Genomic DNA, 23,169 nt, shown 5'->3' on the forward strand with positions numbered 1-23,169 from the left:
GGTGCCGCGGCGTGGGGCCCACCGGCCCCACGCCGCGGCCGATCAGTGGATCATCACCGGGGTGCGGTCGCCGCCCTGCTCGTCGTCGAGCAGGTGGGACTTCTGCCGCCTGCGCGGCAGGAAGTAGGCCGGGACGAACGTCACCAGCATCAGCGCGAAGCCGACCCAGAACGTGGTGCCGAACGAGTTGGCCACGTACTCCAGGCCCCGCTGGAGGATCCCCGGGTCGACCGGGAACTGCTGGGCCAGGTCCGGGTTCTGCTTGACGGCGATCGCGAGGCCGGCCTCGGTGATCGGTTTGCCGGTGTTCGGGTCGACCGCCCCCGGGATGGCCGGCGAGTTGTTCAGCTCCTTGGTCAGGATCACCGACATCATCGCCGATCCGACGGAGCCGGCGATCTGCTGGAGGATGTTCAGCAGCGTGGAGCCCCGGGCCACCTCGTGGTTCGTCAGCGTCTTCAGCGCGGAGGTCATGACGGGCATCATCGTGCCGCCCATGCCCAGACCCATGACGAAGAGCGAACCGCACAGCACCCAGTACGAGGTGTCGGTGCCGACCTGCGTGAACGCGAAGAAGCCGGCCGCGATCAGCACCAGCGCGAACGGCACCGTCCGGCCGACCGGGAACTTGTCAGCCAGCATGCCGGCGATCGGCATGGTGACCATCGCCCCGATGCCCTGCGGCGCCATCAGCAGGCCGGCGTCGAGCGTCGACTCGCCGCGTACCTGCAGGAAGTAGCTGGGGAACAGCAGGCCGGCGCCCATGAACGCGACCATGAACACGGCCAGCGTCACGGCCGCGACCGTGAGGTTGCGGTCGCGCAGCAGCCGCAGGTCCAACAGCGGGTGCTTCGGCTTGAACGAATAGAGGACGAAGCTGATGACCAACAGCCCGCCCACCAGCATCGGCAGCCACACCTTGTTGTCGGCGAACGTGCCGGTCTCGGGCAGCGACGACACCCCGTACAGGAAGAGGGCCAGGCCCGGCGAGAGCATCAGCATGCCGACGATGTCGAACGACTCGGACGGCTCCGGGTTGTCCTTCGGCAGCGCCCACTGCGAGTAGGCCAGGGCGACGGCGCCGATCGGCAGGTTGATCAGGAAGATCCAGTGCCAGCTGGCCACGTCGATCAGCCAGCCACCCAGGATCGGGCCGCCGATCGGGCCGAGCAGCATCGGGATGCCCAGCACGGCCATGAGCCGGCCGATCCGCGCCGGGCCGGCCGCCCGCGTCATGATCGTCATGCCGAGCGGCATCAGCATGCCGCCGCCGAGGCCCTGCAGCACCCGGTAGCCGATGAGCTGGCCGATCGAGTCGGCGGTGGCGCACAGGCCGGAGCCGAGCGTGAACAGCAGGAGCGCCGCCATGTAGAGCCGCTTCGTGCCGAACCGGTCGGCGGCCCAGCCGGTCAACGGGATCACCGTGGCCAGCGCCAGCGTGTAGCCCGTCATCGTCCAGGCGACCCGGGCGTACGACGCGTCGAATTCGGTCTGGAAGGTGGGCAGCGCGACGCTGACCACCGTAACGTCGAGGATTGACATGATCGCACCGAGGACCACGACCCCGGCGATCTTCAATACGGCGGCGTCGAGCTTGGCCGGCGCCGCGGACTGACTACTCAAAGCGAATCTCCTGGTGAAACTTGCGAATGACGCCGGCCGCGCGCCACACCGCACGCCGCCCCACGTCTGAGTCAGAGGTCAGGCGGAGAGGTCGCAGACGACCGCCCCTGCGCCCCGGGCCCACACGCCGTCTCCCCCCTCGCGCGCCTGGTCCGCCTGCGGACGCACGCCGCGACGGTAACAAGGCCGACGCCCACCTCACCGCCCTTTACCGGTTCATCCGGCTGTGGTTGCGGTCACGGTGCCGGGCGGTCGCCGGCCGCCGCCGGTGCGCGGGCACCGGCCGGTCGGACTCGCGCCGTCACAGGTTGCGGCGGCGCCACTCCGACTGGTCGTGTTCGGTGGCGAGTTGCTCCTCCAGAGCCGTCTGGCGCACCTCGCGGCGAAGTGGATCACCGCTGCGCATTCCACCAAGCACCAGCGCGACGCAGATCAGCGCCAGGAGCGCCAGGCCGATGTTCGCGGGCCAGCCGCTCACGGCCGGCACCGCGACAACGAGCGCCACGAGCGTGACGACCGGCGCCGGCCGCACCCGCCGGACGACGCGCCACTCCAGGGCGAGCAGCGTCGTGAGGTAGATGATCACCCCGCCGAAGAGGACCCCGTCGTCCAGCCCGGCCGGCCGGGCGAGCCAGGCGTCGCCCCGCGCCTCGGCGATGGTGGTCAGGTACCGCTTGAGGCCCAGCGCGAACAGGATGACCCCCGTGATCAGGGGAAGGTGCAGGTAGGTGTAGGCGGTCCGGGCCAGGACGGCCCGCTGCGCGGCGTCCCGGGTGCGGTGCATCTTCTGCTCCAGAGCCGAGGCCAGGACATCGAAGTACATCCACCACAGTGCCGCGATGACGGCGACGCCGAGGACCGCCGCCACCACCACCGGCCAGGTCAACGGCAGGCCGAGGGTCAACTTCGCCCCCGTGCCCAGCGCGATGATGGACTCGCCGAGCGCGATGAGCAGGATGAGCGCGTACCGCTCCGCCCAGTGGCCGGCGGAGACCACCGTCAGGCCCGAGTTACGTGTCCTCGGCCCCACGACGAACTCCACCCCCACCGCGGCCACCCACAGCCCGAGCCGCAGCCAGCTCACCCACGGCCAATGTGTTGACACGGGCGGCAGCAGCGCGGCGGCGAGGATCAGTGCCATGCTGACGATCACCGGCCGGCTCAGCCTCCACAGCGCGCCGCGCTGCTCCCGGCTGCGCGTCACCAGCACGAACACCTGCAGTCCCCGGATGACCAGATAGCAGGCCGCGAAGACCAGTGGCCCCGGTGGCCCGCCCGGCCGGTCGTCGAACGCCTCGGGCAGCGACAGCATCAGCACCAGCAGCGCGGCCACCGTCACCGCGCCGATCAGCGGGACCACTCCCTGGTCGGCCCGCAGGTAGTTGCCCATCGCGGCGAAGCTGACCCAGCACCACCACAGCAGCGCCAGCACCACCGCCCCGCCGAGCAGCGTGACCGGCTTCAGGTTCTCCGACAGGAGCGTGGTGACGTTGAGGAACGCGAACACGAACACCAGGTCGTAGAACAGTTCCAGGCGGGTGACCCGCGACCCGGGCGCGGCAGGCAGGAACCGGCCGGGCTGGCGGACGGCGCTCATCCTGCCGAGTGTGGCAGCCGCCCCGATGGCCACGGGGAGGAACGAGGAATCCTGTCCCGACCACTCGGCCCCGCGACCGCGACTCAGCCGCGTGCGCCGGCAGCGCCCGCGACCACGGGTCCCCGGCGCCCGCGCAGCCGGGCGAGGAGTTCACCGGCGCGTCGCAGCTCGTACGCCACGACGTCGTCGTCGGCGTCCGGCACGCCGAGCCGCGGCACCTCCGTGAGCACGGCGAGTGCCTCGTCGTGGCGGCCCCGACCGTGCAGGTGTTCGCCCAGCACCACGCGCGCCCTTACCTGCCACAGCGGGTCCGACGTCTCGTGCAGGATTCCCCGTAGGACCGACTCGGCGCGTTCGGCGCGGCCGTGGTCGAGCAGCAGTAGCGCCTTCCGCAACGCCGCCCCGGCGCGGTCATCCGCCACGGTGGTCCTCCCGATCTGATCCGCCGGCCGTCACACCCGCCTCCGGGAGCGCGTGCCGCCGGTCCCGCGCGGAAACGCTAGCCCACCCGGTGATCCCCTCGCTGCTCACCGCCGGGTGGGTTGCACCGGTGCGCGTCCATTTCGGAGATGCCCGCTGACCTGCCCGCTTTTGCCCCGGGATCAGGCAACACAATCAACTGTCCGATAGCCGACACTGCCACGCCCGCCACGACCGTTTCGGCCGGTAGGCGGCGCGGTCACCGTGGGTGATCTCGACGGGCCGACCTCCCGTCCACCTGGCGATCTATTCCCGTTGATGGAAACCGCCTACGTTGCCTCCCAGAACGTACCGTCCTGGGAGGCAGCATGTCGGGACCGCTCGGCCCGCGCACCATCCGATCGAGGGTCTGGGCCGGTGCCCGACTGCGGTTCGGCGCGGCCCTCGCCGCACTCGTCCTGCTGCCGGCGCTCGCCGTGCGGGCGGACCTGCCGGACATGGTCCCGGCCTCGGTCTCCTGCGACTCGGTCGGCTACGCCTACGACGCCGCCGGGCAGTTGGCCGGCGTCCAGGACCAGGCCGGCCGGACCGCCCGGTACCGGTACGACGCGGCGGGCAACATCGCCTCCGTCACCGGCGAGGGCAGCCCCGCCCTCGCCCTGCTGTCGGTGGTGCCGGCCCGGGCGGCAGTCGGCGCCGAGGTCACTCTGGAGGGCGGCTGCTTCTCCACCGTGCCGGCCGAGAACACCGTCGCGTTCAACGGCGTCCCGGCCACGGTCACCTCGGCCGCCAGCCGGCGGCTGGTCGCCCGGGTCCCCGCCGGGGCGACCACCGGCCTGGTCACCGTCACCGTCGGCGGGGCCACCGCGAGCAGCCCGCAGTCCTTCGTGGTCGTCGGGCCGGACGAGTCCGCGCCGACCGTCACCGCCGTCTCCCCGGCCGTCGTCGCCCCCGGCGGCACGGTCACCGTCACCGGCACCGGCTTCGCCGCCGAGGCGGCCGACAACGCCGTCACCCTCAACCGCACCCGGGCCTTCCCCTCGGCGGTCGCCGCCGGCAGCCTGACCGTCCAGGTGCCCACCGGCGCCGGCTCCGGCCGGATCGGGGTCCGCACCCGGCACGGCAGCGGCGACGGCGCCGCCGACGTCTTCGTCGCCCCGGCCCCGTACACCGTCGCCGACGTGGTGCACACCTCCCGGGTCGCGCTCGGCGGCACCGGATCCGTGTCGATCCCGAGCGCGGGCGACGTCGCGCTGGTCGTGTTCGACCTGACCGAGGGGCAGCGGGCGAGCGTGCAGTTCGCCGACGGGACCTTCGGCTCCTGCGGCATCTCCACCGCGAAGGTCCTCGACCCGTTCGGGCGCACCGCTGCGTCGTCCGGCTGCGTGGGCGCCACCGGCTTCCTCGACACGGTGACGGCCCGCACGGCGGGCACGTACACGCTGCTGCTGGCCGCGTCGAGCACGGCCACCGGCGCGGTCTCCGCGACCGTGCGGGAGGTGCCCGCCGACGCGGCGGCGGCCACCACGCCGGGCGGGAACCCGGTCACCGTCACCACCACCGTGCCCGGCCAGAACGCCGCCGTCACCTTCGCCGGCAGCACCGGCCAGCGCGTCTCGGTCAAGCTCAGCGGCGGCACGTACGGCACCTACAACGCCGCCGTCACGCTGCGCAAGCCGGGCGGCGGCACCGTCACCTCCAACGGATCCTGCGGCGCCGCCTGCTTCCTCGACACCGCCGTGCTGCCCACCGACGGCACGTACACCGTCGCGGTGGACCCGCAGTCCACCACCACCGGGGCGATCACCGTCCAGGTGTACGACGTGCCGGCCGACGCCGCCGTGGCGACCACTCCCGGCGGGCCACAGGTCACCGCCACCACGACGGTGCCCGGCCAGAACAGCGTCGTCTCGTTCCCCGGCACGGCGGGCCAGCGGGTCCTGGTCCAGCTCACCGGCGGCACGTACGGGACGTACAACGCCTCGGCGGTGGTGCGCAAGCCGGACGGGTCGAGCCTGACCGGCAGCGCGTACTGCGGCAGTTCCTGCCTGTTCGACACCACGGTCCTGCCGGTCGACGGGACGTACACCATCCTGGTCAACCCCGACACCAGCTACGTCGGGGCGGTCACCGCGCAGGTCCACGACGTGCCGGCGGACGCGACGGCGAGCACCACGCCCGGCTCCGCCCCGGTCACCGTGGCCACGGTCGTCGGGCAGAACGCGGTGGTCTCGTTCGCCGGCACGGCCGGGCAGCGGGTGTCGGTGCAGCTCAGTGGCGGCACGTACGGGACGTACAACGCCTCGGGGGTGATCCGTAAGCCGGACGGGTCGAGCCTGACCGGTAGCGCGTACTGCGGTGCGTCGTGCTTCTTCGACACGGTGGTGCTGCCGGTCGACGGCACGTACACCCTGCTGCTCAACCCGGACGGCGCCTACGTCGGCCAGGTCGCGGCGCAGGTCCACCTGGTGCCGTCGGACGCCACGGCGACCGTGAGCCCGGGCGGGGCCGCGGTCACCGTGGCCACCACGACGCCGGGGCAGAACGCGGTGGTCTCGTTCGCCGGCACGGCCGGGCAGCGGGTGTCGGTGCAGCTCAGCGGCGGGACGTACGGGACGTACAACGCCTCGGGGGTGATCCGTAAGCCGGACGGGTCGAGCCTGACCGGCAGCGCGTACTGCGGTGCGTCGTGCTTCTTCGACACGGTGGTGCTGCCGGTCGACGGCACGTACACCCTGCTGCTCAACCCCGACGGCACCTACATCGGGCAGGTCACCGCGCAGGTCAACGCCGTGCCCGCGGACGCCTCGGCGATCGCCACGCCCGGCGGGGCCGCAGTCACCGTGACCACCACCGTGCCGGGGCAGAACGCCGTCGTCTCCTTCCCCGGCACCGCCGGGCAGGCAGTCTCGGTGACCCTGACCAACGGCACCTTCGGCACCTACAACGCGTCCGTGACGCTGCGCGCCCCCGACGGCTCCACCGTGGTCAGCGAGAGCTACTGCGGCACGAGCTGCTCCTTCAACGCGGTCACCCTCCCGGCCACCGGCACGTACACGGTGTTCGTCAACCCGACCGGGACCACCCTCGGCGCCGTCACCGCCCGGGTCTACGACCTGCCCAACGACGCGGTCGCCAACACCACCCCGGGCGGCGCGGCGGTGTCGGTGACCACCACCGTGCCCGGCCAGAACGCGGTGGTCTCCTTCCCCGCCGCCGCCGGGCAGCGGGTCGCGGTGCAGCTCAGCGGCGGCACGTTCGGCGCCGCCGAGGCGACGGTGACGCTGCGCCGCCCCGACGGCACCACGGTCGTGTCCAACACGACCTGCGGGACCTCCTGCCTCCTCGACACCCAGGCGCTGACCGTGGCCGGCACGTACACCGTCCTCGTCGACCCGAAGGGCACGGTCGTCGGCAGCATCACCGCGAAGGTGCACGACGTGCCCGCCGACGCCACGGCGGCCACCACCCCGGGCGGCGCGGCGGTGTCGGTGACCACCACCGTGCCCGGGCAGAACGCGGTGGTGTCGTTCCCGGGCACCACCGGGCAGCGGGTCGCGGTGCAGCTCAGCGGCGGCACGTTCGGCGCCGCCGAGGCGACGGTGACGCTGCGCCGCCCCGACGGCACCACGGTCGCGTCGAACACCGCCTGCGGGACCTCGTGCTTCCTGGACGGCATCCTCCTGCCGGCGGACGGCACGTACACCCTGCTGGTCGACCCGAAGGCCACCGCCGTCGGCGCGCTCACCGCGAAGGTGCACGACGTGCCCGCCGACGCCACGGCGGCCACCACCCCGGGCGGCGCGGCGGTGTCGGTGACCACCACCGTGCCCGGGCAGAACGCGGTGGTGTCGTTCCCCGGCACCGCCGGGCAGGTCGTCACCGTCAGCCTCTCCGCCGGCGCGTTCGGCGGGGGCAACGCGACCGTGACGCTGCGCGCGCCCAACGGCAGCGCCGTCACCAGCTCCTCGTCCTGCGCGACGAGCTGCTCGTTCAGCTCGGTGTCGCTGGCCACGGCCGGCACCTACACACTGCTGGTCGACCCGGTCGGGGTGGCCGTCGGCAGCCTGACCGCGCAGGTGTTCGACGTGCCCGTCGACGCCACCGTCAGCACCACCCCGGGCGGCGCACCGGTCACCGTCACCACCAGCGTCCCCGGGCAGAACGGCGTGGTGACGTTCCCCGGCACGGCCGGGCAGCGGATCCTGGTCCAGGCCACCGGCGGCACGTACGGGACGTACAACGCGACGGCGATCGTGCGCAAGCCGGACGGCACGAACCTGACCAGCAGCGCGTACTGCGGGGCGTCCTGCCTGTTCGACGCGATGGTGCTGCCGGTCGCCGGCACGTACAGCCTCCTGCTCGACCCGGCGTCCACCTACACCGGCTCGCTCACCGTCCGGGTGTACGACGTGCCGGCCGACGCCACCGCCAGCACCACCCCGGGCGGGTCCGCAGCCACCCTCACCACCACGATCCCCGGCCAGAACGCGGTGCTGTCGTTCACCGGCGCGGCGGGTCAGCGGATCGTGGTGCAGGGGACCGGCGGCACGTACGGGACGTACAACGCGACGGCGATCGTGCGTAAGCCGGACGGGTCGAACCTGACCAGCAGCGCGTACTGCGGTGCGTCGTGCTTCTTCGACGTCACGACGCTGCCGGTGGCCGGGACGTACACGATCCTGCTGAACCCCGACGCGGCCTACACCGGCGCGGTGACCCTGCGGGTCTACGACGTGCCGGCGGACGCGGCGGCCAGCGCCACGGTCGGCGGCCCGGCCGTGCCGGTCGCCACCACGGTCCCCGGCCAGAACGCGGTGCTGTCGTTCACCGGCACCGCCGGGCAGCGGATCTCGGTGCTCGGCAGCGCCGGCACCTACGGGACGTACAACGCGACGGCGATCATCCGCAAGCCGGACGGGACGAACCTCGGCAGCAGCGCGTACTGCGGTGCGTCGTGCTTCTTCGACGTCACGACGCTGCCGGTCGCCGGGACGTACACGATCCTGCTGAACCCCGACGGCATGTACACCGGCTCGGTCTCCCTGCGGATGTACGACGTGCCGGCCGACGCGACCGCCGGCACCACGCCGGGCGGCAGCGCGGTCACCCTGACCACCACGGTCCCCGGCCAGAACGCGGTGCTGTCGTTCACCGGCACCGCCGGGCAGCGGATCTCGGTGCTCGGCAGCGCCGGCACCTACGGGACGTACAACGCGACGGCGATCATCCGTAAGCCGGACGGGACGAACCTCGGCAGCAGCGTCTACTGCGGTGCGTCGTGCTTCTTCGACGTCACGACGCTGCCGGTCGCCGGGACGTACACGATCCTGCTGAACCCCGACGCGGCCTACACCGGCGCGGTGACCCTGCGCGTCTACGACGTGCCGGCCGACGCGACCGCGGCCGTCACCCCGGGTGGCCCGGGGGCCACCCTGACCACCGCCGTGCCCGGCCAGAACGCCACTCTCACCTTCCCCGGCACCGCCGGCCAGGTGGTCACCGTGGCGGTCACCGCCGGCACCTACGGCACGTACAACGCCACGGCGGTCATCCGTAAGCCGGACGGGACGAACCTCGGCAGCAGCGTCTACTGCGGAGGCACCTGCACCTTCACCTCGATCACCCTGCCGGTGGCCGGCACCTACACCCTCTTCGTCGACCCGGCGTCCAGCACCGTCGGCGGCCTGACCGGCGAGGTGCGGCTGCCCGCCCCAGCCGCCGCCAGGAAGGCGCCGGCGAAGATCCCCGCCCGCCCGGCCGGCGACGTGACCGAGACCTGGACGCCGGACCGGTTCAACCTGGCCGGCGAGGACTGGGAGAGCCACCGCACCGGCGCGTACGGCAACCTCCAGCCGGCCCTGCGCGCCGAGCGGGGGACGACCGCGCTCGCCGGGCAGGCCCTGCTGCTCAACGGCCACCCGCTCGCCGACGTCACCCTCGCGGTGGGCCGGCGCAGCACCCGCACCGACGCCACCGGCCGGTTCCTGCTCACCGGGCTCACCGCCGGCCACCACGTCCTGGTCATCGACGGCGCGACGGCCAGCCGCCCCGGTCGCGGCTTCGGCCGCTTCGAGACCGGGGTGGACCTGCGGGCGGGGGAGACCGTCGAGCTGTCGTACCCGATCTGGATGACCCGCCTCGACACCGCGAACAGCGTCCGCTTCCCGTCGCCCACCACCAAGCAGACGGTCATCACCACCCCGGCGATCCCCGGCTTCGAGGTGCGGCTGCCCAAGGGCAGCGTGATCCGCGACCGGGCCGGCAAGCGGGTCACCGAGCTGTCCATCACCGCGCTGCCGGTGGACCAGCCGCCGTTCCCGCTCCCGGCCGGGGTGCGCACCCCGGTCTACTTCACCGTGCAGCCCGGCGGTTCGGTGATCCTGCCGAAGGGCGCGCAGATCATCTACCCGAACACCCAGGGCCTGGCGCCGGGCAGCCGGCTGGACTTCTGGGACTACGACCCGGAGCGGGCGCCGTGCACCAGGGCGCCGGTGAAGTCGTACCCGAAGAAGCCCGCCAAGGCGGCGAAGACCCCGGCCGTGTGCGCGGTGACCGGCGCGGAGGCGGGCTGGTACATCTACGGCCACGGCACCGTCACCGCCGACGGCCGGCAGATCGTGCCCGACCCCGACGTGCGGGTCTGGGAGTTCACCGGCGCGATGTTCAACGGCAGCGGCAAGCGCCCCGCCGGCACCGGGCCCGGTGAGGACGGCGACTCCGGCGGCGACCCCGTCGACCTGGCCAGCGGCCTGTTCGTCGACGAGCACACCGACCTGACCGTGAACGACGTGCTGCCGATCTCGGTCACCCGCACCTACCGGCAGAACGACACCCAGAACCGCGAGTTCGGGATCGGCGCGAACTTCACCTACGGCATCTTCGTCTTCTCCGAGCGGGAGTACACCGAGGCCGACCTGGTCTTCCCCGACAGCGGCAAGGTCCACATGGACCGGATCAGCCCCGGAACCGGCTGGACCGACGCGGTGTTCAAGACCGTCGACACCACCGGGCCGTTCCGGGATGCTCTGATGACCTGGAACGGCGACGGCTGGGACCTGGTCCGCACCGACGGCATGGTCTACGTCTTCGGCGAGAACGCCCCGTTGCAGTCCATCCGGGACCGGCACGGCAACCAGATCACCCTGACCCGGTCCACCGGCGGGCAGTCCGGCGACATCACCCAGGTCACCTCGCCCAACGGCCGCTGGATCAAGCTCACCTACAGCGGCGGCCGGGTCACCCGGGCGCAGGACAACGCGGGCCGGGCCGTGCAGTACGGCTACGACAGCTCCGGCCGGCTGACCACGGTCACCTCGCCCGGCGGGCGGACCACCACGTACACCTACGACACCGCGCACCGGATGACCACGGTCACCGACGCCCGGGGCGTCACCTACCTCACCAACACGTACGACGAGGCCGGGCGGGTGGCCGCCCAGAGCATGCCCGGCGGGGTCACCTACGGCTTCGCGTACACCACCGACACCGCCGGCAAAGTCGTTAAGACGGCCGTCACCGAGCCGGACGGCAGCGTCCGGGAGACCAGCTTCGACGGCGACCACCGGGTGGTCGCCGAGACCACCGCCGCCGGCACCGCCCACGCGCGCACCTCCACCACCGCCCGGGACCCGGCGACCCACCTGCCGACCGCGTTGGTCGACCCGTACGGGCGGCAGACCACCCTCGGGTACGGCGCGAACGGGCAGCTCACCTCGCTCACCGCGCTCGCCGGCACCGCCGCCGCGCAGTCCGCCACGGTCACCTCCGGCGGCCCGTACCGGCAGCTCACCTCGGTCACCGACGACCAGGGCCGGACCACCCGGATGGGGTACGACGACACCGGCAACCTCACGGCGGCGACCGACGCCGCCGGCCGCACCCGCCGCTACGCCTACAACACCGCCGGCCAGGTCACCTCGTTCACCGACCCGCTCGGCAACACCACCCACTACACCTACGAGCAGGGCGACCTCGTCGCGGTGACCGACCCGGTGGGCCGGACCACCCGCAGCTTCGTCGACGCCGTCGGCCGCCCGGTGGCGGTCACCGACCCGAGGGGGGTGCTGGAACACGTCCGCTACGACCCGGACAACCAGGTCCTCACCAGCATCGACGGCCTCGGCCGGGCCACCGCCTTCGAGTACGACGGCAACGGCAACCTGACGAAGGTCACCGACGCCCGGGGCAACAGCACCACCGTCGCCTACGACAGCTCCGACCGCCCGATCACCGTCACCGACCCGCTCGGCGAGCAGGCCCAGCAGACGTACGACGTGCTCGGCCGGGTCGTCTCCGCCACTGACCGGCGCGGCAAGACCACCGTCACCGGCTACGACGTCCTCGGCCGCACCACCTTCATCGGGTACGGCAAGACCGCCGGACCGAGCTACGAGAGCACCAAGCAGTTCGGCTACGACACCCTGGACCGGCTCACCACCATCAACGACTCGGCCGGCGGGCTGCTCACCCTCGGCTGGAACGACCTCGACCAGGTGGTCAGCGTGGCCAGCCCCACCGGCACCGTCGGCTACACCTACGACGCCGCCGGCCGGCGCTCCGGAATGACCGTGCCCGGCCAGCCGGCGGTCGCCTACGACTACGACCAGACCGGCCTGATCGAGCAGATCACCCAGGGCGGCACCACCGCCACCTGGCACCGGGACGCCGCCGGCCGCACCGACCGGGTCGAGCAGGCCGGCGTCACCACGAAGTACACCTACGACGCCGCCTCCCAGCTCACCGGGATGTTCTACGAGAGCACCGGCGGGGTGCCGATCGGCCACCTCGGCTACTCCTACGACGGCGCCGGGCGGGTGCGGGACCTGACCGGCAGCCTCGCCCAGGTCACCGTCCCGAGCACCAGCCCGCCGGCCAGCTACGACGCCGCCAACCGGCTGACCAGCCGCGGCGACCGGACGTTCAGCTACGACGACGAGGGCAACCTGACCGGCGACGGCGTGCTCGGCTACACCTGGAACGCCCGGGGGGAGCTGACCGGGGTCACCGGGCCGGGCCTGACCACCGCGTACGGCTACGACGGTGCCGGGCGGCTCGCCAGCCGCGCCGCCGGCGGGGCCACCACCGGCTTCCTCTACGACGGCCCGAACCTGGTCCGCGAGCAGACCGGCGCGACGGCCGCCGACCGGCTCACCGCCGGGCTCGACCAGACGCTGGTCCGCACCGACGCCGCCGGCCCCCGGGTGCCGATCACCGACGCGCTCGGCAGCGTGCTCGGCCTGGCCGACTCCGCGGGCACCCTGACCACCCGGTACGCCTACGACCCGTTCGGCGCGGTCACCGCCAGCGGCGCCGCCAGCGGCAACACCCAGCAGTTCACCGGCCGGGAACGCGACGCCGCCACCGGGCTGAACTACCACCGGGCCCGCTGGTACAGCCCCGAGACGGGCCGGTTCCTCAGTCAGGACCCGGCGGGCTTCGGCGGCGGCAGCGCCAACCTGTACACGTACGCCCTCAACGACCCGGTCAACCTGTCCGACCCCAACGGCGACTGCCCGATCTGCGTGCCGATCCTGATCGGGGCGCTGATCGGCGGCGCCTCCTCGGTCGGCATCGGGGCGGGCCTCGCGGCGCTGACCGGCCGCAAGTACAGCATGGGTGACGCCCTGAAGGACTTCGCGATCGGCGGCGCGCTGGGCGCGGTCAGCGGCGGCCTCGGGGCGTACCTGAAGGCCGGAAGTTCGGTGTGGAAGCTCAACCAGTTCGAGCGCGGCCTGGCCATCGAGGCGAAGCTCGGCGGCAACCTGCCGCGCAGCTTCCCGACCATCGACCGGTTCGCCAACGGCACCGCCACCAGCATCAAGAGCGTCGACCTGACCGCGAAGTCGTACCAGACCGCCGGCCAGCTCACCAGCCGGTTGCAGGGCTACGTCGACAAGGCGGCCGGCTTCGCCAAGAGCAACCCGGTCACCTGGGACGGCGTCACCATCAAACCGGGCCAGGTCGCCGTCCGGGAACTGGAGATCGCCGTCCAACGCGGCGCGGCCACCACCGCCCAGCAGAACGCGCTCAACCAGATAGTCCAGTACGGCGCCCAGAAGGGGGTGACCGTGCGGGTCATCCCGATGAGATAACCGGGCCCCCGGCGGGGACGTCCCGAAGGTACCCTGGGGCGTCCCCCTCCCCACCGAGGACACCGATGACCAGACTCGCCGCACTCGACCTGCGCAGAGGTCGGTACGTCGCGCACTCCTCCTCGCTGACCGGCGACGGCCTGTGGATCGCCAACGGGGCCTTTGAGCTCCTCGACGAGCCGGCCGACGCCCTGCTGGGCGCGGCGGTGCGCCGGATGCTCGACGCCTCGCGCACCGGCGTGCCCACCCCCGACCTGCGGGGCGGGCCCTCGCCGTTCGCACCGGCCCTCGACGCGCTCGGCCTGCGTTCCTGGGCCACGTACGCCAAGGGCGCCCGGCACGTCGACGTCGAGCAGGACGGCGCGACGGTGCTGGTGAGCCCGACCCGCAACGGCGGCGCCCGGGAGGGCTTCGTCGGGCTGACCGGGCAGGCGGTTCGGCTGACCGCGCCCGGCGACGAGGAACTCGGCGGGGCGCTGCGCGCCGCGCTCGACCGGTCGAGCTGAGGCATGGGCGACCAACCCCGGCTGCACCGCCGGACGGTGCTGGCCGGCGGCGCTCTGGCCATGGCCGCGTCCGCGTTGGCGGCCTGCTCGGCCGGCGCCCGCACCCCGGACCGCCCGGCCGCGCCCGACCCGACGCAGGGGCTGCCCGACATCCAGTTCGACGTCGCCCGGTACAGCGCGCCGGAGCAGACCTCGCCCACCGGCGGGCCGTTCGTCATGCCGCCGGTGCACACCGTCTACCTGACCGCCGCGCTGTCGCGTGGCCCCGGCCTCGACGACCAGCGGGAACTGGCCCGGGTGCTCGCCGCCCTGGAATCCCGGTACCCGTTCGGCGCGGCCGGCCTGATGACCTTCGTCTCCTACGGCCTGCCGTACTTCCGGCGGCTTCCGGGCGGCCTGGCAGGCGACCTGGTCGGCGCGCACCTGCCCCGGCTGCTGGCCGACCCGTCCCGGTCGGTGCTGGAGGAGGCGGAGCCGGGGCCGACCGACATCCACCCGGACAACCCGGGGGTCGCCAAGCGGCGGTTCACCGTGCCGGTCCGCATCGAGCAGAACGACCTGCTGTTCACCTTCCGCAGTGACCGGGCCACGGTCATCCAGGACGTGCTGGCCTGGTTCGACGGCAGCGGCACGCTGGCCGGCCGGCCCACGCCCCCGCCGGCCTTCGCCGGGCTGCTCACCGTCACCTCCAGCCGGCACATGTTCACCCAGGCCGGCCTGCCCCGCTCGGTGGCCGAGCAGAACCGGCTGCCGTACGCCCGGTTCATCCAGCCCGACTCGCCGATGTGGATGGGCTTCTCCGACCAGCAGTCCAACGCCTCCGGCCCGCCGGCGATCTGCACCTTCGCCGGCCACCCCTCGGCCCGGCTGACCACCGCCCACCCCGGCGACTACCTGGACACCGGCGGCATCCAGCACCTGTCGCACGTCATCCTCGACATGCTCCAGTTCTACGACATGGCCTCGCCGGACACCCCGCCCAGCGACAACGGCAACTTCACCAAGCGGGTGCAGTACATGTTCCACGCCCCGCCGGTGCATCCCGGCAACGCCGACCAGCTCACCGACGGCGGCGGGCCGTCCTTCCTGCCCGCCGACAACCGGGGCCCGGACTACGCCGAGCGCACCGCCCGGGGCGTTGGCCTGCCCCGGGGCGAGCGCCGGATGGGGCACCTGTCCACCCTCCAGCGCAGCTCCCGGGCGGCCGACGGCACCCCGATGCACCTGCGGGTCGATGGCCCCGGCTTCGACGCCCTGGACGTGCCCGACGGCAGCAGCCAGCCGAAGCTGCACTTCAGCGTGTTCGTGCCGACCGCCGATTTCTTCGCCCGGATGCGGCGCAGCCAGGCGTCGGTGGACCTGGCGCGCAAGCACCGGGTGACCGAGCAGGACAACGGCCTGGAACGCTTCCTGACCTGCACCCGCCGGCAGAACTTCCTGATCCCGCCCCGCCGGCACCGGGCGTTCCCGCTCGCCGAGCTGGCCGGCTGAGCCCGGGCCCCTCCGGCGACCCTCCGGCGACCCTCCGGTCCCGGCTCCTCCGGTCCGCGCCGACCGGGTGGTGGCTCAGGAGAACGCCGTCCTCGGCAGGTCCAGCCGCCGGCCGTCCATGACGAGGTCGACGTGCTCGTTGTAGAAGGCGATCAGCCCGGCGACGGGACCCAGAACGCCGGTCGGGAAGCCGTAGGACCAGGCCAGGTCCGGGTGCACAGCCGCGTCGGTCCGCACCGACCAGTAGCCGGTGGTGCGTCCCTTGTACGGGCAGGCGGTCCACTCTCGATGCGCCGATCTTGCACTTACGGCCCCCTACAAGGGCGTTTCACCCTCTTTGCCCGGGCCATAACTGCAAGATCGCGCAGAATGGGGTGGGGTGGGCGGGGCGGGTGGGTTGGTTTAGGGCCTGCGTCGGAGTCATCGACACAGTCACACCTTGGTGGCGACGATGTTCGCGGTGGCGTCGGGGTGCACGGCCGCCTGTCGTGATCGTCTGCTTGTTTGTGAGACGACACGCCGGGCGAGTTCTCCAAAACAGCAAAACGATCGTGAAGTCCCACCCCAGGGGCGGGGCGGGGGCGGGAACGCCGACGCTGACGTCGTCGCCGACCGGTGGGCAACACCGCATCGCCCCCTTTGCTCTGCTGCCCCCGGTGCAACGCTCGCGGAGCGTGACGGTTCTGCCGACCTCTCGTGCCGGCCCCCGACGCGAAGCGGCTGCGCGATGCCGGTGCCGGTGCCGGTGCCGGTGCTGCGGTGCACGGTGCACGGCGTTGCCGGTGTTGCGGGTGTTGCGGTGGCGGCAGCAGAGCAAAGGGACGGGGTGGCATTACCTGGCTGGTACCTCGGCGGGATGTCCGACGGGACCAGGCGGGTGAGGTCCACGTTCGCGGGACCGCCCACCGTCCGGTTCGGGTGCGTCCACCGACCTTCGAGGGCCGGTCGTATTGACGTACGTGAAATTTCGGCGTAACACTTGGAGAGCGCTCTCCGAGCGTGTGGCCCGGCGGCGATCCTGCCCCGGGCCAGGTGCGGCACGAGCGGGCCCACCGGCCGGCGAGACAGCCGGAGCGCAGTCGTCCTACCCCTGGAGAGGTCATCATGAAGACCGACAGACCACGGCTCAGGAGAACCATCGCGCCGGTCGCTGCCCTGGCGCTGGCGGCATCGCTGCTGGTGGCGGGTGTCCCGACGGCGCAGGCCGCGGAGACCCTGCTGTCCCAGGGGCGGCCGACGCTGGCATCGTCGGTGGAGAACGGCGAGGCACCCGCCGCAGCCGCCGTGGACGGGCGGCCCGACACCCGCTGGGGCAGCCAGTGGGCCGATCCGCAGTGGCTCCGCGTCGACCTGGGCGCCACCGCCACCGTCAGCCGGGTGGTCCTGCAGTGGGAGTACGCCTACGCCAGGGCGTACCAGATCCAGACCTCCGCCGACGGCGCCACCTGGACCACCGTCCACAGCAGCACCACCGGCGCCGGCGGCACCGAGAGCGTCGCCGTCACGGGCAGCGGCCGGTACGTCCGGCTGTACGGCACCCAGCGTGGCACCGGCTACGGCTACTCGCTGTACGAGTTCAAGGTCTACGGCTCCGTCGGGACCACCCCGCCGCCCACCGGCGGACCCGGCTACGTGCCGGCCGACCCGCCGGTCACCGGCGTGGTCCCGTCCACGGCGACCCCGCCGCCCACCAACCCGCCGACCACCCACCACGAGTTCCAGGCGAACTGCTCGGTGAGCCGGTCGAACCTGCCCGACGACCCGATCGTCTTCCCGAACCTGCCGGGCGCCTCGCACTCGCACACGTTCATGGGAAACACCACCACGAACGCCAACACCACGCTGGCCTCCCTCCGGGCCGGCGGCACCTCCTGCATCACGCCCGGGGACAAGACGGGCTACTGGATGCCGACCCTGTACCGGGGCGACACCGCCATCCAGCCGGTGGGCCGGCAGGTCATCTACTACAAGAGCGGCGTCATCGACTACCGCAGCGTCCGCCCCTCGCCGCCCGGCCTGCGGTACGTCGTCGGCAGCCCCGCCACCACGTTGGAGGAGTTCCGCAACGCCCCGGGCGCGGTCGAGGGCTGGGAGTGCGGCGACAGCGTCCGCAACTGGGACTTCCCGGCGTCCTGCCCGGCCGGCAGCCAGCTCAACATCCGTTACCAGGCGCCGAGCTGCTGGGACGGCCGGTACCTGGACACGCCTGACCACAAGAGCCACATGGCGTACCCGACCGTCGGCGTCTGTCCGGCCAGCCACCCGGTGGCCGTGCCGATGATCGAGTTCAAGATGGCCTTCCCGGTCAGCGGTGACATGTCCGGGGTCCGGCTGGCCAGCGGCCGGGGCTACTCCTTCCACTACGACTTCTACAACGCCTGGGACGCCCCGACGCTCAACGCGCTGGTGACCCACTGCGTCAACGGCGGGCTCCAGTGCGACCCGCGCGGCTTCGACCTGTACAAGCCCGAGCGCGGCGCGGCGCTCAACGCCAACTACGAGCTGCCCTGACCGACACCGTGCGGTGACCGGGGGGCGTGACCCGCCCCCCGGTCATCGGCCCGGACGCCCACGCCGGTCCCGCCGGCCGCGACCACCACCACACCAAACACCACCAACACCGCCGCCATCCGCCGCCATCCGCCGCCGTCCCCGCGTCGGCGTCCCCTCTCCGACAGGCAGGCCCATGACCGTTCACCCTCCCGTTCCCCGCCGCCGCCGACCATCGTCGCGGCACCGGCCCGTACTGCTCGTCGTCGCCGTCGTCGCGCTGGTGGCGGCGTACCTCCTCGTCGCCCAACCCGGCGCGCACGCCGCCGACACCTTGCTGTCGCAGGGCCGGCCGGCCACCGCGTCCTCCCAGGAGGGGGCCGACGTCGGCGCGGCCAACGCGGTCGACGGCAACGCCGGCACCCGCTGGTCCAGCCAGTTCAGTGACCCCCAGTGGCTGCGTGTCGACCTCGGCGGAACCGCCACCATCAGCCAGGTCGTCCTCCAGTGGGAGGGCGCGTACGCGCGGGCGTACCAGATCCAGACCTCGGCCGACGGCAGCACCTGGACCACCGTGCACGGCACGACCACCGGGGCCGGGGGCACCGAGACGATCGCCGTCGCCGGCAGCGGGCGGTACGTGCGGATGTACGGCACCGCGCGGGCCAGCGGCTACGGCTACTCCCTGTACGAGTTCAAGGTCTACGGCTCGCTCGGTGGCCCGACCACACCCCCGCCCACCAGCCCGACGCCGGCCCCTGGCAACTGGCAGACCGTCTGGACCGACGACTTCACCGGCCCCGCCGGCACCTCGCCGTCGGCGGCGAACTGGCTGCTGCGCACCGGCACCTCCTACCCGGGCGGCGCGGCGAACTGGGGCACCGGCGAGGTGGAGACGGCGACCGCGTCGACCGCGAACGTCCAGCTCGACGGTGCCGGCCGGCTGAGCATCCGGGCGATCCGGGACGCCGCCGGCGCCTGGACGTCGGGCCGGCTGGAGACCCAGCGGGCTGACTTCGAGCCGCGCGCCGGCGAGCAGTTGCGGTTCACCGCCGTGCTCCGGCAGCCCGACGTGGCCGACGGCCTCGGGTACTGGCCCGGGTTCCGCGCCACCGGCGCCGCCTTCCGGGGCAACTTCACCAACTGGCCTGGGGTCGGCGAGACCGACATCATGACCGACGTCAACGGCCGCGGTCAGCTCGCCCAGACGCTGCACTGCGGCACCGCGCCCGACGGGGTGTGCGCCGAGTACACCGGCCGCTCCAGCGGGCTGGCCACCTGCGCCGGCTGCCGGACCGGCTACCACGAGTACACCCAGGTCATCGACCGGACCAGGACCGACGAGGAGATCCGCTTCTACCTCGACGGGCGACAGACCTGGGTGGTACGCGAGTCGCAGGTCGGCGTCGCCGCCTGGAACGCGGCCGTGCACCACGGCTTCTTCCTCCGGCTGGACCTGGCCGTCGGCGGCTCGCTGCCCAACGCGATCGCCGGCCGGAGCACCCCCACCCCGGCGACCACCTCGGGCGGGGTGCTCAGCGTCGACTCGGTGACCGTGTCCCGGGCCGCCGGCACGGTCCCCGCCGCGATGACCGACCCGCCCACCCCGGCTGGGCCGAGCACGGTGCGGGTGACCGGCACCCAGGGCAACTGGCAGCTCCAGGTCAACGGCGCCCCGTACGAGGTGCGGGGGATGACCTACGGGCCGCCGCAGGCCGCCGCCGACGGGTATATGCGGGACCTGCGGAACATGGGCGTCAACACGATCCGGATCTGGGGCGTGGACGACACCCACACCCCGGCCCTGCTCGACCGGGCGGCCCAGCAGGGCATCAAGGTCGTCGTCGGGCACTGGCTCAACCAGGGCGCCGACTACGTCAACGACACCGCCTACAAGAACACCGTCAAGGCCGAGATCGTCGCCCGGGTCAACGCGCTGAAGAACCGGCAGGGCGTGCTGATGTGGGACGTCGGCAACGAGGTCATCCTGACCATGCAGGACCACGGCCTCCCGGCCGACGTGGTCGAGGCCCGGCGGGTGGCGTACGCGCAGTTCGTCAACGAGGTGGCCCAGGCCGTCCACGCCGCCGACCCGTTCCACCCGGTCACCTCCACCGACGCCTACACCCACGCGTGGACGTACTACCAGCGGTACTCGCCCGCGCTGGACCTGCTGGCGGTCAACTCCTACGGCGCGATCGGCACCGTGAAGTCGGACTGGATCGCGGGCGGCCACACCAAGCCGTACCTGCTCACCGAGGGTGGTCCGAACGGCGAGTGGGAGGTGCCCAACGACGTCAACGGGGTGCCCGACGAGCCGGCCGACCTGGCGAAGCGGGCCGGCTACACGGCGAGTTGGAACGCCGTCAAGGGTCATCCCGGCGTGGCGCTCGGGGCCACCGAGTTCCACTACGGCCTGGAGAACGACTTCGGCGGGGTGTGGCTCAACTCCACCACCGGCGGTTGGCGGCGGCTCGGCTACCACGCGCTGCGCCAGGCGTACACCGGGCAGGCGGCGGCGAACACCCCGCCGGAGATCACCGCCATGTCGGTCAGCCCGCAGACCGCCGTGCCGGCCGGCGGCACCTTCACCGTCGACGTGACCGCCGGGGACCCGCAGGGCGACCTGGTCCGCTACAACCTGATGGCCAGCGACAAGCACATCACCGGAAACCGGGGGCTGACCAACCTGACGTTCACCCAGACCGGGAACGGCCGGTTCACGGTGCGGGCCCCCGAGCGGCTCGGGGTGTGGAAGGTCTACGTGTACGCCTTCGACGGGCACGGCAACGTCGGCATCGAGCAGCGCTCCTTCAAGGTCGTGCCGCCGACCGTCCCGGGCACCAACCTGGCCCGGGGCAGGGCGGTCACCGCCTCCTCGTACCAGCCCACCGGCGCCAACGGCCCGCAGCTGCCCGGGTACGCGGTCGACGGCGACCACGGCACCCGGTGGGCCAGCGAGTGGGTCGGCACCGCCTGGCTCCGGGTCGACCTGGGCTCGGTGCAGTCCTTCGACCACGTCCAGCTCGCCTGGGAGGCGGCGTACGCCACCGCCTACTCGGTCGAGGTGTCCAACGACGGGAACACCTGGACGACGATCTACTCGACCACGGGTGGCGACGGGGGCTTCGACGGCCTGGACCTCTCCGGCACCGGCCGGTACGTGCGGGTCAACGGCACCAGGAAGGCCACCGACTACGGCTACTCCCTCTGGGAGTTCGGCGTCTACCGCAGGTGACCTCGCCGTGGGTCACGGCCGCCCCCGTGGCGCCCGTGACCCACCGGCGCGGTACCGCCGCTCCTGCGGTGGCGACGGCGCGGCCCCGGGAGATCCCGGGGCCGCGCCGGCTGCGTGTCGCGCCCGGCGGGGTGCATGGGCGGCCGGGCGCGCGGGCGGTGCCCCTCAGCGGGGGCGGTCGAAGCCGTTCGCGGCGATCGTCCGGCCGTACCAGTGGGCGCTGTCCTTGACCGTCCGCCGCTGGGTGGCGTAGTCGACGTGGATCAGGCCGAACCGCTTGTCGTAGCCGAGGGCCCACTCGAAGTTGTCCAGCAGCGACCAGACGAAGAAGCCGAGCAGGTCCGCGCCGGCGGTCAGCGCCTCGTGCGCGGCGGCCAGGTGCCGGTGCAGGTAGTCGGTGCGTTCCGGGTCGCGTACCCGGCCGTCGGGGTCGACCTCGTCCGGGTAGGCGGCGCCGTTCTCGGTGACGTACAGCGGCGGCGCGCCGTAGTCCCGGGTGACCCGCAGCAGCATGTCGCGCAGCCCGCCGGGGTCGACGGACCAGCCCATCGCCGTGACCGGCCCGGGCACCGGATGGAACGCGACGCCCTCGGCGCCCGGGTACGGGGTGTCGGCGTCGTGGTGGCCGGCCGGGCCGGCGCCGACCAGGTCGGGCTGGTAGTAGTTGACGCACAGCGCGTCCAGCGGCGCGGCGATCAGGTCGAGGTCGCCTTCGCGCACGAACGACCAGTCGCTCAGGGCCGCGGTGTCGGCGAGCACGTCCGCCGGGTAGGCGCCGCGCAGCAGCGGGTCGAGGAAGATCCGGTTGAGCAGCCCGTCGATGCGCCGGGCGGCGTCGTGGTCGGCGGGCGCGTCGCTGACGGGCCGCACCGTGCCGACGTTGAGCGCCACCGAGACCTGGCCGGTGACGCCTGCGGCGCGCAGCGCGGCGACCCCGTGCCCGTGGGCCAGCAGCAGGTGGTGCGCGGCGCTCAGCGCGGCGCGCGGGTCGCGCCGCCCCGGGGCGTGCACCCCGCTGCCGTACCCGAGGAAGGCCGAGCACCACGGCTCGTTGAGGGTGTTCCACAGCCGGACCCGGTCGCCGAGGCGCGCGGCGACGGCGGCGACGTACTCCCCGTACCGGGCGGCGGTGTCGCGCGCCGCCCAGCCACCGGCGTCCTCCAGCTCCTGAGGCAGGTCCCAGTGGTACAGGGTGGCCGCCGGGCTGATGCCGGCGGCCAGCAGGTCGTCCACGAGCCGGTCGTAGAAGGCCAGGCCGGCGGCGTTGACCCCGCCGCCGGCGGCGCGCACCCGGGGCCAGGCCACCGAGAAGCGGTACGCCGACAGGCCCAGCTCGGCCATCAGCGCCACGTCGTCGCGGTGCCGGTGGAAGTGGTCGCTGGCGTGCTCCCCGGTGTGGCCGCCGGCGATCCGGCCCGGGGTGGCGGCGAAGGTGTCCCAGATCGAGGGGAGCCGACCATCGGCGCGCACGGCCCCCTCGACCTGGTACGCCGCGGTGGCCGCGCCCCACTGGAAGCCGGCGGGGAACCGTAGGTCGACGGGGGGCTGTCCGGCGGAGGTCCGCGCGGCCGCGAGCGTTCGCATCCGATCACCACTTCCCGGAGTTCCGAATCCCGGAGAGCGCTCTCCGAGGCTTCCCGCCAGTCTTTCCCGACGGTCACCCACTGTCAAGTGGCGGGCACTGCGTGAACCGCGAAGCGGCCCTGGGCC

The 23,169-nt window shown here is 73.0% G+C and carries 9 protein-coding genes and 1 pseudogene; 5 read left to right on the forward strand and 5 right to left on the reverse strand.

Annotated features, from left to right (window positions below; all coding sequences use genetic code 11):
- Positions 1-42: 42 nt before the first annotated feature.
- The 3 genes from OG617_RS28800 to OG617_RS28810 all read right to left on the reverse strand — a co-directional run bounded on the left by OG617_RS28800 (position 43) and on the right by OG617_RS28810 (position 3,642).
- Positions 43-1,623 (reverse strand): DHA2 family efflux MFS transporter permease subunit, encoded by a 1,581-nt coding sequence (locus OG617_RS28800; RefSeq protein WP_405096064.1) that lies wholly within the window; start codon positions 1,621-1,623, stop codon positions 43-45.
- Between the two features lie 301 nt (positions 1,624-1,924).
- Positions 1,925-3,220, reverse strand: a complete 1,296-nt coding sequence (locus tag OG617_RS28805) for a low temperature requirement protein A (RefSeq protein ID WP_405096065.1) — start codon at positions 3,218-3,220, stop codon at positions 1,925-1,927.
- Between the two features lie 83 nt (positions 3,221-3,303).
- Entirely contained in the window at positions 3,304-3,642 is a 339-nt protein-coding gene (locus tag OG617_RS28810) for a hypothetical protein (RefSeq protein ID WP_405096066.1), read from the reverse strand.
- 366 nt (positions 3,643-4,008) lie between these two features.
- Between OG617_RS28810 and OG617_RS28815 the strand changes: the two genes are divergently transcribed.
- The 3 genes from OG617_RS28815 to OG617_RS28825 all read left to right on the forward strand — a co-directional run bounded on the left by OG617_RS28815 (position 4,009) and on the right by OG617_RS28825 (position 15,731).
- Positions 4,009-13,734, forward strand: a complete 9,726-nt coding sequence (locus OG617_RS28815; RefSeq protein ID WP_405096067.1) for a pre-peptidase C-terminal domain-containing protein — start codon at positions 4,009-4,011, stop codon at positions 13,732-13,734.
- A gap of 65 nt (positions 13,735-13,799) precedes the next feature.
- Entirely contained in the window at positions 13,800-14,240 is a 441-nt protein-coding gene (locus OG617_RS28820; protein ID WP_405096068.1) for a hypothetical protein, read from the forward strand.
- 3 nt (positions 14,241-14,243) lie between these two features.
- Complete coding sequence (locus tag OG617_RS28825) at positions 14,244-15,731, forward strand: hypothetical protein (RefSeq protein ID WP_405096069.1); 1,488 nt, start codon at positions 14,244-14,246, stop codon at positions 15,729-15,731.
- Between the two features lie 75 nt (positions 15,732-15,806).
- Here OG617_RS28825 and OG617_RS28830 read toward each other — a convergent pair.
- A pseudogene (locus tag OG617_RS28830) lies at positions 15,807-16,007 on the reverse strand (DUF427 domain-containing protein); the annotation flags it as partial.
- Positions 16,008-16,835: 828 nt separating this feature from the next.
- Between OG617_RS28830 and OG617_RS28835 the strand changes: the two are divergent.
- Together OG617_RS28835 and OG617_RS28840 are read left to right on the forward strand one after the other, a co-directional pair.
- A complete protein-coding gene (locus tag OG617_RS28835; protein ID WP_405096070.1) occupies positions 16,836-18,242 on the forward strand; it encodes a DUF1996 domain-containing protein in 1,407 nt (468 codons plus the stop codon).
- A 175-nt stretch (positions 18,243-18,417) separates the two neighbouring features.
- Positions 18,418-21,459, forward strand: a complete 3,042-nt coding sequence (locus OG617_RS28840; RefSeq protein ID WP_405096071.1) for a discoidin domain-containing protein — start codon at positions 18,418-18,420, stop codon at positions 21,457-21,459.
- 165 nt (positions 21,460-21,624) lie between these two features.
- Here the strand turns inward: OG617_RS28840 and OG617_RS28845 are convergent, their stop codons facing one another.
- Positions 21,625-23,043: a GH1 family beta-glucosidase gene (locus OG617_RS28845; protein ID WP_405096072.1), complete on the reverse strand. Its 1,419-nt coding sequence runs from the start codon at positions 23,041-23,043 to the stop codon at positions 21,625-21,627.
- Positions 23,044-23,169 lie beyond the last annotated feature (126 nt).

This window comes from Micromonospora sp. NBC_01412 (genome assembly GCF_045040215.1).
Classification (GTDB): Bacteria; Actinomycetota; Actinomycetes; order Mycobacteriales; family Micromonosporaceae; genus Micromonospora; species Micromonospora rubida.